This window comes from Candidatus Thiothrix phosphatis (assembly GCF_035668035.1).
Classification (GTDB): Bacteria; Pseudomonadota; Gammaproteobacteria; order Thiotrichales; family Thiotrichaceae; genus Thiothrix; species Thiothrix phosphatis.
Window position 1 is genome coordinate 37,841 of sequence record NZ_JAYMYJ010000136.1, and the last position, 12,865, is coordinate 50,705.

The 12,865-nt window shown below is 55.8% G+C and carries 17 protein-coding genes; 7 read left to right on the plus strand and 10 right to left on the minus strand.

Annotation, left to right across the window (positions count from 1 at the left end):
- Window positions 1-36 precede the first annotated feature (36 nt).
- On the plus strand, window positions 37-534 hold the full coding sequence (locus tag VSS37_RS16050) for a hypothetical protein (RefSeq protein WP_324696834.1): 498 nt from the start codon (window positions 37-39) through the stop codon (window positions 532-534).
- A 15-nt stretch (window positions 535-549) separates the two neighbouring features.
- Here VSS37_RS16050 and VSS37_RS16055 read toward each other — a convergent pair whose 3' ends face one another.
- Entirely contained in the window at window positions 550-675 is a 126-nt protein-coding gene (locus VSS37_RS16055) for a hypothetical protein (protein WP_324696836.1), read from the minus strand.
- 62 nt (window positions 676-737) lie between these two features.
- Here VSS37_RS16055 and VSS37_RS16060 point away from each other — a divergent pair, with 62 nt between their 5' ends.
- Window positions 738-1,004 (plus strand): type II toxin-antitoxin system RelB/DinJ family antitoxin, encoded by a 267-nt coding sequence (locus tag VSS37_RS16060; protein ID WP_324696838.1) that lies wholly within the window; start codon window positions 738-740, stop codon window positions 1,002-1,004.
- Window positions 1,005-1,009: 5 nt separating this feature from the next.
- Window positions 1,010-1,450 (plus strand): type II toxin-antitoxin system VapC family toxin, encoded by a 441-nt coding sequence (locus VSS37_RS16065; RefSeq protein WP_324696840.1) that lies wholly within the window; start codon window positions 1,010-1,012, stop codon window positions 1,448-1,450.
- A 41-nt stretch (window positions 1,451-1,491) separates the two neighbouring features.
- On the opposite strand, the gene VSS37_RS16070 is transcribed toward VSS37_RS16065, so the two are convergent.
- From VSS37_RS16070 to VSS37_RS16085, 4 genes are all read right to left on the minus strand, one after another.
- Window positions 1,492-2,061: a protoglobin domain-containing protein gene (locus VSS37_RS16070; protein ID WP_324696841.1), complete on the minus strand. Its 570-nt coding sequence runs from the start codon at window positions 2,059-2,061 to the stop codon at window positions 1,492-1,494.
- 11 nt (window positions 2,062-2,072) lie between these two features.
- The gene (locus VSS37_RS16075) at window positions 2,073-2,603 is read right to left on the minus strand and encodes a methylated-DNA--[protein]-cysteine S-methyltransferase (protein ID WP_324696842.1); all 531 of its coding nucleotides are present in this window, start codon (window positions 2,601-2,603) and stop codon (window positions 2,073-2,075) included.
- A gap of 15 nt (window positions 2,604-2,618) precedes the next feature.
- Window positions 2,619-3,170, minus strand: a complete 552-nt coding sequence (folE, locus tag VSS37_RS16080) for a GTP cyclohydrolase I FolE (protein WP_324696844.1) — start codon at window positions 3,168-3,170, stop codon at window positions 2,619-2,621.
- Window positions 3,171-3,298: 128 nt separating this feature from the next.
- Window positions 3,299-3,442 carry a hypothetical protein gene (locus tag VSS37_RS16085; protein ID WP_324696845.1) on the minus strand — a complete coding sequence of 48 codons (144 nt, stop codon included), beginning with the start codon at window positions 3,440-3,442 and terminating at the stop codon, window positions 3,299-3,301.
- A gap of 62 nt (window positions 3,443-3,504) precedes the next feature.
- Between VSS37_RS16085 and VSS37_RS16090 the strand changes: the two genes are divergently transcribed.
- Complete coding sequence (locus VSS37_RS16090; RefSeq protein WP_324696846.1) at window positions 3,505-3,921, plus strand: MAPEG family protein; 417 nt, start codon at window positions 3,505-3,507, stop codon at window positions 3,919-3,921.
- Window positions 3,922-3,957: 36 nt separating this feature from the next.
- Here VSS37_RS16090 and lgt read toward each other — a convergent pair whose 3' ends face one another.
- Both lgt and VSS37_RS16100 read right to left on the minus strand, forming a co-directional pair.
- Window positions 3,958-4,758, minus strand: coding sequence for a prolipoprotein diacylglyceryl transferase (gene lgt / locus VSS37_RS16095; RefSeq protein ID WP_324696848.1), 801 nt, complete (start codon window positions 4,756-4,758; stop codon window positions 3,958-3,960).
- A 95-nt stretch (window positions 4,759-4,853) separates the two neighbouring features.
- Window positions 4,854-5,618 carry a ComEA family DNA-binding protein gene (locus tag VSS37_RS16100; protein WP_324696849.1) on the minus strand — a complete coding sequence of 255 codons (765 nt, stop codon included), beginning with the start codon at window positions 5,616-5,618 and terminating at the stop codon, window positions 4,854-4,856.
- A 220-nt stretch (window positions 5,619-5,838) separates the two neighbouring features.
- On the opposite strand from VSS37_RS16100, the gene VSS37_RS16105 reads away from it, so the two are divergent.
- Window positions 5,839-6,939, plus strand: a complete 1,101-nt coding sequence (locus VSS37_RS16105) for an AAA family ATPase (RefSeq protein ID WP_324696851.1) — start codon at window positions 5,839-5,841, stop codon at window positions 6,937-6,939.
- Window positions 6,939-7,616: a DUF4276 family protein gene (locus VSS37_RS16110; protein WP_324696853.1), complete on the plus strand. Its 678-nt coding sequence runs from the start codon at window positions 6,939-6,941 to the stop codon at window positions 7,614-7,616. Before VSS37_RS16105 ends, VSS37_RS16110 begins: the two co-directional genes overlap by 1 nt.
- 8 nt (window positions 7,617-7,624) lie before the next feature.
- Here VSS37_RS16110 and VSS37_RS16115 read toward each other — a convergent pair whose 3' ends face one another.
- The 3 genes from VSS37_RS16115 to VSS37_RS16125 form a co-directional block, all read right to left on the minus strand.
- A complete protein-coding gene (locus tag VSS37_RS16115; RefSeq protein WP_324696854.1) occupies window positions 7,625-8,644 on the minus strand; it encodes a YeeE/YedE thiosulfate transporter family protein in 1,020 nt (339 codons plus the stop codon).
- An 86-nt stretch (window positions 8,645-8,730) separates the two neighbouring features.
- Window positions 8,731-9,192 (minus strand): Lrp/AsnC family transcriptional regulator, encoded by a 462-nt coding sequence (locus VSS37_RS16120; protein WP_324696855.1) that lies wholly within the window; start codon window positions 9,190-9,192, stop codon window positions 8,731-8,733.
- Between the two features lie 53 nt (window positions 9,193-9,245).
- Window positions 9,246-10,493, minus strand: a complete 1,248-nt coding sequence (locus VSS37_RS16125) for an ATP-binding protein (protein ID WP_324696856.1) — start codon at window positions 10,491-10,493, stop codon at window positions 9,246-9,248.
- A 174-nt stretch (window positions 10,494-10,667) separates the two neighbouring features.
- Here VSS37_RS16125 and VSS37_RS16130 point away from each other — a divergent pair.
- On the plus strand, window positions 10,668-12,865 hold a 2,198-nt coding region (locus VSS37_RS16130), incomplete at its 3' end, for a tetratricopeptide repeat protein (RefSeq protein WP_324696857.1).

The window sequence follows — 12,865 nt, forward strand, 5'->3', positions numbered from 1 at the left end:
CAACAACGTTACTCCATACATACAAGGGAACTTTTTATGACGCTGCACCCAAAACTGAATGAACTGCTCGACGAAATGCTTCCTATCGTCCAGGATTTCCACCGCCAAGGTATGTTTGCACCTCATGCAGCCTTCATTGATGACGAAGGGAATTGCACAGGTAGTGCCTTGACAACTGATGGTTCATGCTCGCTATCTGTATCGCAGGCACTTGATTACTTTGAGAATCGTTTTTCGCAATTGGCAGCCGAAGGTAAAATCCAAGCCTCAGCAATCTTTTATCACTCATCTGGGGTTAAGGTAACAGAAGATTTCGAAGTATCCCATATTGCTGGCAGGTTGTTTGCTCCTGCTGACCACGAAGATGAGTGCCATATATTGGTTGTATTACTTGAACACGCAGCAGGCGATTCTGTGTATTTGCAATGCTCATATACTGGTCAACCGCCCTCAGTTGATTATCAAATGGACTTTTTAATAGAAAAGCCTGCAAAGGTATTTAACTGCTCACCCCCATCTGCCACTCCGGAATGAAGCGCGGCCAAGCTGTCAAGCCGCCCGCTGCTGTGGTAAATGCACATTCATCACAATTTCCGAGTAGGGCGTAAATACCTTGCCCTGCTCGTCGCGCTCAATCGCTAGCCCATCCATATGAACAATGTAGCCGTATGGCAATTGCCAAGTCCTAGCAAATGTATTACATATGAATACATTCATATATTCATAGGGGCAAGATCATGAGCAGAAGCGCCATCATCACCACTCGCGTAGATCCCGAACTGAAAGCCAATGCCGAACAGGTGCTAGCGCAACTCGGCATGACTACTGCCCAGGCAATCACCATGTTCCTGAAACAGATTGAATTGCAGCGTGGCCTACCCTTTACCCCACGTTTGCCCACACAAAATGTCCAAACACACAAACCATTTAAAGTTGAAACATTCAGCCTGGGCAGCGACACCACACCTGATCGGGATGAACTATATACAGAACGTGGTTTGTAAGCAGCATGTACGCACTGGATACCAACCTACTGGTGTACGCACATAATGTCGACGCACCATTCCACGAAGCCGCCAAAGCGTTTATTGAAAAAGTCATGAATGAACGGGATGACGAAGGCAAACTTGCTGTCTGTATTCCCGCGCAGGTTTTGATCGAATTTATAAACGTCATTACCTGGACAAAACTCGAATCGCCTTTGTCATTGCCCGAGGCTTTGCAAATCGTACAACAGTACCTGGATACAGGTGTAACGATCGTGCACCCTCTTCCCAGCCAACTGAATACCTTGCTGGAACTGTTTGCAAACGTACAAACCCGTAAAAAAGTCTTTGATACGGCATTGGCGGCGACATTACGTGACAATGGCATTTCCGGGCTATACACACTCAACGTCAAAGATTTTGTTTGTTTTGAATTTTTGGGTGTTGTGAATCCATTAGCGTAATCGACGAAACGCCGTCCGCCTACAAGCCGATCGAAGCGGTTTTAAGGCTTTTTGCGGTACGCATTGGCCAGATTATCGAACAGCGTCCGGCTCATGCCGGTGATCTTGAGGAAATTTTCCAGCTCCGCCGCCAGCGAGGAAGACTGGTAAGACTCCTGCATCACCAGCAGGGAAAACCCGGTGGCGGCGTTCAACGCCTGGGTGGCCGCAACCAGCTTCCCCTGATCTTCGGCGTACAGTTCGCCAAAGATACGAACCATCTCCGACTGTATAATGACCATTGCCCCTGCCATGAATTCGACCGGAAGCCTGACTTTGACGTGAAGGTCGCCAACATGGTACAGCTTCCGGGTGTATTCCACGCCAAAATCGCTGGTAAGCAACTCGTTGAGCCAAGTGAGATGGGTTTTCTTCAGATTTTCAACTTGGCCTGCCACAAAATCGGCGGTTTTGGGAATCCCTTGCAAGCGCTCATAAAAAATATCCGTCACTTCTTGTAAATGTGGACAGACATCAGGGTGAATGTGATGCAAAACTGTAATTTTGTCATCATCCAGCCCTGCGAACTGCCTTGCGTAAATACATAAGCTTTGAATATCAATATTTTGCATATTTCTTGTCGCTATAGTTTGCATGGTGTGGATAATTTATATTCACCAAAATTTAAGGCCTTTTCGCCAGATTCCAACGCCAACAGAAATTGCTTGCACGCCAAACCGCCCGCATACCCGGCCAGCTTGCCGGACTTGGCGATCACCCGGTGGCAGGGAACCACAATACTGAGCGGATTCAGGCCATTGGCGTGGCCGACCGCCCGCACCGCCTGCGGCTGGCCGAGCAAGGCGGCCTGTTCGGCATAACTGCGGGTTTCGCCGTAAGGAATATCCTGCAAAGCTTGCCACGCGCGGCGTTGGAAGGGGGTGCCATCCATTTGCAGCGGCAAATCAAACACACGGCGTCGCCCGGCAAAGTATTCCTGCAACTGGGCGACGGCTTGGTCGACCAAGGAATTGCCGTCCGCCTCCGCCGCACCCAGGGCCGCATTGATGCGCGCCCAATTGCTGGTGAAGGCGACCGCCCGCAGCGCATGCTCATCAGCTGCGATGTAAAGCTCCCCGCAGGGAAACGGGTGTTGTTGAAAACAGGTTCCCATGCTTGCTGCCTCGTGTCAGGTGGGCCGGATCAGGTGCAGGAATTCTTGCCGGGTGCGCGGATTGTCGCGGAACTCGCCCAACATCATGGAAGAGACCGTCCACGAATGCTGTTTCTGCACGCCACGCATCATCATGCAGAAATGCTGCGCCTCAATCACCACACCCACGCCCGCCGCCCCCGTCACCTGCTGGACAGCCTCGGCAATCTGCTTGGTCAGGTTTTCCTGGATTTGCAGGCGGCGGGCGTACATGTCGGTAATGCGCGCAATCTTCGACAAGCCGAGCACCTTGCCCTGCGGCAGGTAGGCGACGTGCGCCTTGCCGACGAACGGCAGCAGGTGATGCTCGCACAACGAATACAGCTCAATATCCTTGACGATCACCATTTCATCATTGTCGGAAGCAAAAATGGCATCGTTGACAATAGCTTCCAGTGATTGCTGATACCCTTGGGTCAAGAATTCAAACGCCTTGGCCGCCCTTTCCGGAGTCTTTTGCAGGCCGTCGCGGCTTACATCCTCACCGATGCTGGCAATAAGCGCCTGGTAAAGTTTGCTGGTATCCATGAAATCGTGGCTATCCTAGCTGGGTCTGTAGTTATCAGGGAGTGAAGATAAGCCGCCGCCGCCCAACTGGCAAATAGAATATGAAATCATGCGTTTATTGAAAACGTATGGCCTGCGTCCGGCAACCGTCAAACTAGGGTGGTCGGCAGCAACTCCACCGTGCGGCCATCCGGATCGGTCGCCAGCGTTCTTGCTGCGACCGTATCCGTTTGAAAACCCAGCCGGATATTGTCGGCAGCTTCCGGCGCATTCAGCGGATACAACTCGAACATTAGGCATATTTTGCAAACGGGTTTTGCCGCACAATCAACATCCAAAACCCGAGGAGAGAATCATGCGCCAGACACTCATACTATACCCCGCATTCGCCATGGCCCTGCTGACCTTCATTGCCGCCGCCTGGCTGCTGCGTTGCCGGATCAGGGCGGTGCGGGAAGGCCTGACGCCCACTTATTTCCGCCTGAACCACGGCGCAAAGCTGCCTGATTACGTGGTGCAGGCCACCCAGCATTATGACAACCTGTTTGAAATGCCACTGCTGTTTTATGTGGTGGTGACGCTCAGTTACGTGACGCAAGCGGCGGACTGGGCGCTGGTGGCGCTGGCCTGGGCGTATGTCGGCGCGAGAGGCGTGCACACCAGCATCCATCTCCGCTCCAACAAACTGCGCTGGCGGATGTGGACGTTCCTGTCCAGTTACGCCTTGCTGGTGCTGATGTGGGGGTGGCTGTTTATCCGGCTAATGAGGTAAGCGCTGTCAGTCAGATGATCCTGCATGCGAGTGCACTTATTTCCCCAGCGCCTGCCGGGGCGAACGCAGCGCATAGGCAACCAACCCCAGCCCCGCCACAAAAAACGGCACGCTTAACCACTGCCCCACGCTGATGCTGAAGCCCTCTTCATACGCCGCCTGCGGTGTCTTGAAATATTCCAGCACGAACCGGGCGGCGAACACGCTGGCGAAGAAAATCCCCGTCAGCAGGCCATGTGGGGTATTTTTCCCATAACGCCGGTACACCGCCAGCAGGCCGAGGAAAATCAGCAGGTAGGCCGCCGCCTCATACAACTGCACCGGGTGGCGCGGCAGGTCGTCCACCGCCTCGAACACCACGCCCCAGGAGCCATTGGTGGGGTTGCCGACGATTTCCGAATTGAGGAAGTTGGCGCAGCGCACCAGCATGCCGCCCAAGGCGGAAGGGATGGCAATCCGGTCAGTCAGCCACAGCAGCGATGGCAGGGGGTAACGCCGGGCATACAGCCACAACCCCAGCAACAGGCCGACTGCCCCGCCGTGGCTGGCCAGCCCGCCTTCCCAGATTTTCAGGATGTTCAACGGGTGCGTCAGGTAAAATTCCGGGTCGTAAATCAGGCAATGCGCCAGCCGCGCCCCCAAGATCGTGCCGCCCATGATGTAGAACAGCAGGTTGTCCAGATCCAACTGGGTTTGGCCTTCGTCACGGAAAATCCGCTGCACGATCCAATAACCCGCCATGAAGGCCGTGGCGAACAGGAGGCCATACCAGTGCACACTAACACCGCCAACGGATACCAGGATCGGGTCAAACTGCCAGTGAAAAATGGCGGACATGCTTGTTTCCTTGCGTTGAAACCAATAAGGCGGCTGTGCGGGGCAAGCAGCAGTGCCTGCCCCGGTTCCACGCCATCAACCGGCGGGCGGATTGTTTAAAGGGTGGTGCTGTCGCGCAGTTTTTCCAGCAGCTTCTGGCCGACGCCCTTGACCTTGAGCAAGGCGTCCAGGGAGCTGAACGGGCGCGCCGCCACAATGGCTTCCGCCACTTTTTGGGAAACGCCTTTCAACGCGGCGACCTGCTTGAGGCTGGCGGTGTTGAGGTTAAGGGCGGCAGGTTCCGTTTTGGCTTGCGCCGCTTTGCCGCTGCTGGTTTCCTTGGTGTCGGCCACGGCAACAGGGGTGGCTGGTTCCCGTACTTCCGTTGCGCCGTCAAGGCTTGGCACCGCCCCCGCTTCCGGCTCTGGCTGGTTGGCCACTTCGGGATTGCGGCCACCCTGCAACACAACTGGCGTCCACTGCATCACATACGGGTGGTCAAAATTCACGAAATCACGGGTCACGTAACCGGCACCGTCCCATTCCCGCAGCATCAGGCTCAAACGCCAGCTACCCGCAGGCGGCTCCTGGAAGTTCAGGTCGTAACGGCACTGGCTCAAGCTGTGCTGGTCATACAGTTCGCCGATTTGCACGCCCGCCAGCGCGAAGCCCTCAAAATAATCGCCCTGATAGGGCTGTTTGAGCGCCCACAATTCGATGGACAAGGTGCCGCTGACGCCGCCGCCATTGCGGGTGTTGGCAATGGATTCAATCTCGACCACGACGCGGCCTGCGGTTTCGATCCGGTAGCCGCAAGCGCCGTCCAGGTTCAGTTCCGGTTTGGCCGGGTAAATAACAGGTAATGGCTGAAAATTTTGCATGGGAGGTAACTCCTTGAATTTTGGTTGGGCGCTGATTCTAAACTATTTTACCCCTGTGGGGAAAACACCTGCACTGTGATTCGCCCCAGGCAGCCTGTCTGCCGCCTACATCCCCTGCATTTGGAATGCTTGAGTGGGTGGCCAATTGCCCCTTCGCAGGCTAACCGGTAGGTGAAAACGTTGGTGTATACTCAACACAATCCAATCTCAGTGAATCCGCATGAGTATCCAGAACCCGATTAAACAGTTGAGCATTCACGGCTTCAAGTCGATCCGCAGACTGGAAAGATTCCCGCTAACGGATTTGGATGTGCTGATTGGGGCAAATGGTTCCGGCAAAAGTAATTTTGTGTCGTATTTCAAAATGTTGGGTGAACTGGTGGAACAGCGTTTGCAGACTTGGGTACGCAAGCAAGGTGGGGCTGATCGTATCCTGAGCTTTGGCGTGAAAGAAACCGGCAAGTTGGAATCATTTATCGGATTTGGGCGCAATGCCTATCAGTTTGCGTTGGAGCCAACAGTGGATGGCAGCTTTGTTTTTACAGAAGAATCACTCTTTTATGACGGCTCATCCCACATCGACAACTGGAAACAACTTCAGCCAGGGCACAACGAGGCTCGACTCAAGAGTTATACGGGCTTTGGATACCGGGCTGATTATTGCTATAACGCCATTTCCAGTTGGAAAGTTTTCCACTTCCATGACACCAGCGACACTGCGGGCGTAAAGCGCCTATCGCCTGCGCATGACAATGAATACTTGCGGCAGGATGCCTCCAATCTGGCGGCCTTCCTTTATCGTCTACAAGCCGAACACCCGGATGTTTACCAACAAATCCGTAAGACCATCCGGCTGGCTGTTCCATTTTTCGACGACTTTGTGTTGAAGCCACAAAAGTTGCCGACAGAAGAAGAGCAAATCCGCCTGCTCTGGCAACAGCAGGATAGCGATTATGCGCTATGGCCCAGCCAGTTATCCGATGGTTCAATCCGCTTCATGTGCCTGGTGACCGCCTTGCTGCAACCCGAACCACCTTCCACCATCATCATTGATGAACCGGAACTTGGCTTACACCCTTACGCCATCACCTTACTGGGGTCGTTGCTGCGTTCGGCTTCCAAACGTATGCAGGTCATTGTCTCCACCCAATCCGTGCCGTTGGTGAACGAATTCACAATAGACAATCTGGTGATTGTGGAGCGGGAGCAAGGAGCCAGCGTGTTCAAACGGCTAAATGCCCAAGACCTGCAACTATGGCTGGAGGAATACTCAGTTGGCGAACTATGGGAGAAAAACATTCTCGGCGGGAGACCGCGCTAATGATCCGTGTACACGTCATTTGCGAAGGCCAAACCGAAGAAATGTTTGTCAATGAAGTGTTGGCAAAAAGCTTTGCGGCTCAAGAGATCTATCTTATTCCAGCGTTGATTGGCAAACCGGGGCATAAAGGCGGTAATTTTCGCTTTGAACGCTTGCTAACCGATATAAAAGGGCGGCTGCTGAATGATGCGACAGCATATTGCACAACTTTTTTTGATTTTTATGGCTTACCCGCAAATTTTCCTGGCAAGCAAGAAACCAGTCAGTATGCCAATCACACTGATAAAGCCCACTGCATTACCGAGGCGATGAACACACGTTTGCAGGATAACTTAGGGGGTGAAGCCATGCGCCGATTCATCCCTTATGTACAAATGTATGAATTTGAAGGCTTGTTGTTCAGTGACGTCAACCGGTTGGCGCAAGGGTTTAACCAACCAGCATTGGTTGAAGAATTACAGGCTATTCGGGCAGCATTCGGTTCTCCCGAAATGATCAACGACAGCCCGGAGACAGCACCCAGTAAACGTTTATTGTCAATATTTGATCAATACGATAAACCCTTGTATGGCTCACTGGCCGCACTGGAAATCGGCCTGGACAATATCCGGAGAGAATGCCCTCTGTTCAATGCATGGTTGGATAGCATCAGCCTGCTAGCCCCGATTGAAACGTAACAGCAGCCTTAAGAAGACGCTGACCCGGCACGCACCAAGTCGCCCTGGCAATCCACCACCGATACCTGTCTGGAAAAGCGTTTTTTCAGCAAGATGACAACCGCCATCCCCGCCATCATCGCCAGATAAGCGGGCAGCGCATGCGGCGACAACATCGGCATCCCTTCCAGCAGCAAACCCGCATTACCGCCCGGCGTCATGGCAATGCCCACTCCCATGCAGGTTCCCGCCGCCAGATGCAACAGCCATTGCCGGGGGACGCCCAAGCGCCATACCACGCCGCGCCGTTGCAGCGCAGAAAACAACATGCCGCCCAACAAAGCGGCGAACAACAACAACCGCACAAGCGCACCGCCATCCACTGCCGGATGTTCCACCAGTTGATGCAAAGTGCCGGTATACGCCCACCCGCCCCAGATGGAAATCAGCAGCGCATTGCTGACCCCGAACAGGAAAGCGGCGGTGGAGAGACGATACTGGTTTGCCAGCAAGCGCTGCCGCCAGCCAACGCCAGCAGGCCGGGTTGCCCACAAGCGCCACAGCTCATACGCCATCCACGACCAAATGGGCAGCAGCAATAACAAATAGGCATCCTTAAATTGGTAGAGCGCCAGCAACGGCGCGGCAGGTGGGCTGTGCCATTGCGGCAGCAGCAGCCCATGCAGTTCGAATCCGGCCAAAAATCCCAGCAGGGTAAACAGCAACTTGAGTTCCCCGCTAACCAGCCGTGTCAGGGTGGAAAAAGCACACCCATCATTGATCGCCGCCCCCATGCCGAACACCGCCCCACCCGCCAGCGCAGGCAGGGATAAGGCGAACACATGCGGCGCATGCGACGGCACCACCGCCAGCCACGCCAGCGGCACAGCGATCCCCAACGCCCACACCCCGGCTTTGATAAAGCTTTGCAGCATCAGCGAATGGCCGGTTGAAAGGATTTCCGCGACCGCACGCACCCCGCAAATCCCTGCCCGGTGCGCCGCAAACCCCAGCAAGGCCGCCAGCAAAACGGATAGCGCAAGCGTCATGATCCAAGCTCCGTGCAAGAAAAAACCATTGGCGGACACCCCATTGTTACGCAGACACCCTGACTTTGGATGCGCAGGCAAACACCTCACACCGGCAGCGCTGTCTTCTCCACCACCCGGCGCAGCACAAAGCTGGAATGCACCCCGCTTACCCCTTCAATCCGGGTGATCTTTTCCAGCAGCAACGCCTGAAACGCATCCATATCCCGCACCACCACCTTGAGCTGGTAATCGGCTTCCTGGCCGGTGATCAGCAGGCATTCCATCACTTGCGGCAGTTCTGCCACTGCGGCTTCGAACCGGGCGAAACGTTCCGGCGTGTGCCGATCCATGGAAATATGGATCAGCGCCATCAGCGACAAATCCAGCTTTTTCGCATCCAGCAAAGCCCGGTAGCCGCTGATGAAACCCGCTTCCTCCAGCGCCCGCACCCGGCGCAGGCAAGGCGACGGCGACAGGCCAATGCGTTCGGCCAGATCCTGGTTGCTGAGGCGGCCATCTTCTTGCAGTTCCTGCAAAATGCGGCGGTCGTAGCGGTCAAGTTCCATTGGGTTCTCCTGCCCAGGCAGATCATTTCAAAACATTCCGGCAGCAGGTTTGTTCAATGCCACAGCACTGCCAGCGGCATCGCCCACAGCCTTTCACCGAAGGGGACAATTTCGCTCCCCTGATACAACACCACACCACAGCGGAAATCATCCCCCACCTGTTGCTGCAATTCCCGCAAGCCTTTGAAATCGCTGCCCTGCACCTGGCCCGCAGCTTTGACCTCGACACCCGCCAACTGCCCGTTGGGGCGCTCCAGCACAAAATCGACTTCCTTGCCATCACTGGTGCGGAAATGAAACAGGCTGGCGCGGGTATCACTGAAGGACAACTGCTTGATGAGCTCGCTGGCGACAAAGTTTTCCAGCACATGCCCAAACAGGGTGGGGTTTTGCAATGGCAGGTCATGCAAGCGGTAGCCCAGGGTGTGGCACAGCAAATTGCTATCCAGCAGATAAGCCTTGGGGGCTTTGACCAGCCGCTTTTCAATATTGCGGAACCACGGCGGAATGTCGGTGGTGAGGTACATGAATTCCAGCAAGGTGCGGTAACGTTTGCCCGTGACAGCGTTCAGGCCCACGCTGCGGGCAATTTCACTGTCATTCACCAGTTGCCCGGCGCGCGAGGCCATCAGGCGCAACAGGCTGGGCAGCAAGGTGATTTTTTCTACTTCGGCAATCTGGCGCACATCACGTTGCAGCAAGGTGGTGATGTAACTGTCGAACCATAACTCGCGTTGCGCGGCATCCTTGCCCGGCAGTTCCGGGAAAGTCGCAGCGTGGATGGTGGCGAGGGTCGCCTCCACATCAGAGGCCAACGCATGACCAGGGAATTGGTTATTGAACAGGTTGGCAAGAAATACGCCTTCACGTCCATGCACTTCCAAAGCGGACAAGGGGTAGAGACGCAGCAAGGCCATACGCCCAACCAAGGCATCCGCCAGTTTCGGCAGCGCCATGATATTGGCCGAACCTGTCAGCAAGTAGCGCCCGTAGCTGCTGTCGTTGTCTGCGAGGCGCAAATCGTCAATCCGTTTTTTCAGGGCGCGGAAAATCCCCGGCACAAGCTGCACTTCATCAATAATCAGCGGGCGTTCGCGGCGCAGAAAAAAATCCGGGTTGCTGACCGCTGCCGCCATCGCTGTGGGGCTGTCGAAGGTGACGTAATCCGCCGGATAATCCTTTGCTGCCAAGATTTGCGCCAAGGTGCTTTTGCCTGCCTGGCGTGCACCACTGATGAATACGATTGGGCTGCCATTGAGGGCGGTCAGGAGCCTGGGCGTCAGGTGGCGTTCGGTAAACATGTTTGCAAATTTAAAGTCTGATTTTGGATATTCCAAAGTTTAGCATTTGATCGGCAAACCTGAGACCTCGCTATTGGCAGAAGCCCCATGCGGGAGGAACATTTTTCCACACAAAAATGTCTATCCGTTTATACTTTCAACAGGGCAAAAATCTTACCTGGATAAGGGCTTCTTATGTCAACTACACCAAACCCCATCGTGTTTATCAGTTACGCGCATGAAGGCTCCCTTCAGCAGCAGGTCAAGGCATTGGCAGACTGGCTCACCGCGCATCAGGTGCAGGCCATCACCGACCATCCGCACACCAACCGGCCACCGGAAAAGGGCTGGCGTGCCTGGATGCAGCACAATGTGGAAGACGCCGATCTGGTGCTGATCGTCTGTAGTGAGCGTTATAAAAACCTGTTTGAAAAGCGTGAGGTGCCGGATGACGGCGGGCGCGGCGTCAGTTGGGAAAGCGGCATCATTACCGATGACCTGTACAATGCGCGCCTGCGCAACCGGCGATTTTTCCCCATCCTGCCCGATGGCGGCGACCGCCAGCACATTCCAGTGGTGTTGCGCGACTGGGACAACAACCACCGCTTCCCTTCCGGCAATGAGCGCATCCTGTCGCTGATCCGGGATGAAATCCGCATCCCCACCCCCGACGGCCCTTTCCAGCAACGGCTGCCGGGTGAACTGGGCGGCGCTGACGACACCCGGCTGCAAGCCCGTGAAGGCGAAGTCATTGGCCGCGCCAGCGAAGTGGCGGATGTCCTGCATTTCCTGAATTCAACCGCCAGCAGCGCGGCGGTCTGCGGCCATGTCACCGGCAGCGGCGGCATTGGCAAAACCGAAGTCTGTAAAGCCGCGTTGAAAAGCTGGCTATCCCAACACCCCATGCTGCGGGCGTTTTATATTGCGGTGAGTGATACGGCGGATGCCCGTATGCTGTTGTTCCACCTGGGTGATGCGGTGGGGCTGTCGCCTGACACGCTGGCGCAGACCAACACGCTGCAACAGTTACGCCCCCACCTGCCGGGCGGTTTGTATTACCTCGACAACCTTGAACATGTGGCGGAATCCACCGGCGGCATGGCCTTGCTGCGGGAGCTGGCGAGCCTGCCGGGTGTGCGGCTGCTGGCGTCCTCGCGGGTCGCGCTGGATAGCGTGCTGGGGCGAAGCATTGCGGTTGACCGGCTGGACGCCACCAGCGCCAGCGCCTTGTTCGCCAAAACCTGGAATGGCAGGGAAACCCTTGACCCGGCTGAAGTCCGCACCTTTGTTGACAGGGAGCTGGGCGGGCACCCCTTGAGCATCACCCTGATGGCAAGGCTGGGGCGGGCGTATGCCTGGCCGAAGCTACAGGAGCGCTGGCGGCAGGAAGGCACCGCCTTTGTGAAAACCCGCAAAGCCAGCGAACGCCTCGACAGCCTGGAGATTTCCTTCGCCATCACCCGCCAACTGGTGGCGCAGGAAACAGGCGCGCTGGCGTTGTGGCAATTCATCGCGCTGTTCCCGGAAGGCTGCCGGGAAGCGACCCTGGAACAATGGGAAGCCATTAGCGGCTACCCCGACGCCAGACTGAGCTTGTTTGAGCATCACATCCTGCAACAGGACAATGGCTGGATCAGCATGCTACCGCCGGTGGCGCGTTACGCCCTGAGCCACGTTCAGGACAATCCCTCCGGCGATGATGCGACCGCATTTTGCTGGGCCGACACCCGTAAAACGGCCTATCAATATTTTATGCAGATTGCCCTGGATGGGGCGCAAACAGCCAGTTCGGAAAACGCCACCCGCTCCAGGGTGCGCTGCGCAGAAGAAATGTGGGCCATTGCGCGCCTGTTAACGGCTGACAGGCAAAGCGCCACTCCGGACAATGCCTTGCCAAAGCAATTGAATCGTCTGCTGGCCAACACCTACGCATTTAATGTGTTGGCGGGATTGCAAGCGTTAACAACCATGCAGGATTTGCTCCACGACGGCCTTTCAAGCAAAAAACTCGGCGACCTCGAGAGTCGGCTCGGCCAGATCGAGCAGGCGCGCCAACACTACGATCAGGCCATCGAACTCTACCAACAGGAACAGGCGAAGCTCGGGCTCGCCAATGCCCTGAAAGCACTCGGCGACCTCGAGAGTCGGCTCGGCCAGATCGAGCAGGCGCGCCAACACTACGATCAGGCCATCGAACTCTACCAACAGGAACAGGCGAAGCTCGGGCTCGCCAATGCCCTGAAAGCACTCGGCGACCTCGAGAGTCGGCTCGGCCAGATCGAGCAGGCGCGCCAACACTACGATCAGGCCATCGAACTCTACCAACAGGAACAGGCGAAGCTCGGGCTCGCCAATGCCCTGAAAGCACTCGGCGACCTCGAGAGTCGGCTCGG

Bases quoted from the DNA above. Each gene is read 5' to 3' on its own strand.
- VSS37_RS16070 (WP_324696841.1), bottom strand. From the start codon at position 2,061: ATGCAAAATATTGATATTCAAAGCTTATGTATTTACGCAAGGCAGTTC.
- VSS37_RS16085 (WP_324696845.1), bottom strand. From the start codon at position 3,442: ATGTTCGAGTTGTATCCGCTGAATGCGCCGGAAGCTGCCGACAATATC.
- VSS37_RS16110 (WP_324696853.1), top strand. From the start codon at position 6,939: ATGATCCGTGTACACGTCATTTGCGAAGGCCAAACCGAAGAAATGTTT.
- VSS37_RS16075 (WP_324696842.1), bottom strand. From the start codon at position 2,603: ATGGGAACCTGTTTTCAACAACACCCGTTTCCCTGCGGGGAGCTTTAC.
- VSS37_RS16115 (WP_324696854.1), bottom strand. From the start codon at position 8,644: ATGACGCTTGCGCTATCCGTTTTGCTGGCGGCCTTGCTGGGGTTTGCG.
- VSS37_RS16065 (WP_324696840.1), top strand. From the start codon at position 1,010: ATGTACGCACTGGATACCAACCTACTGGTGTACGCACATAATGTCGAC.
- folE (WP_324696844.1), bottom strand. From the start codon at position 3,170: ATGGATACCAGCAAACTTTACCAGGCGCTTATTGCCAGCATCGGTGAG.
- VSS37_RS16090 (WP_324696846.1), top strand. From the start codon at position 3,505: ATGCGCCAGACACTCATACTATACCCCGCATTCGCCATGGCCCTGCTG.
- VSS37_RS16060 (WP_324696838.1), top strand. From the start codon at position 738: ATGAGCAGAAGCGCCATCATCACCACTCGCGTAGATCCCGAACTGAAA.
- VSS37_RS16105 (WP_324696851.1), top strand. From the start codon at position 5,839: ATGAGTATCCAGAACCCGATTAAACAGTTGAGCATTCACGGCTTCAAG.
- VSS37_RS16125 (WP_324696856.1), bottom strand. From the start codon at position 10,493: ATGTTTACCGAACGCCACCTGACGCCCAGGCTCCTGACCGCCCTCAAT.
- VSS37_RS16120 (WP_324696855.1), bottom strand. From the start codon at position 9,192: ATGGAACTTGACCGCTACGACCGCCGCATTTTGCAGGAACTGCAAGAA.
- VSS37_RS16050 (WP_324696834.1), top strand. From the start codon at position 37: ATGACGCTGCACCCAAAACTGAATGAACTGCTCGACGAAATGCTTCCT.
- VSS37_RS16100 (WP_324696849.1), bottom strand. From the start codon at position 5,618: ATGCAAAATTTTCAGCCATTACCTGTTATTTACCCGGCCAAACCGGAA.
- lgt (WP_324696848.1), bottom strand. From the start codon at position 4,758: ATGTCCGCCATTTTTCACTGGCAGTTTGACCCGATCCTGGTATCCGTT.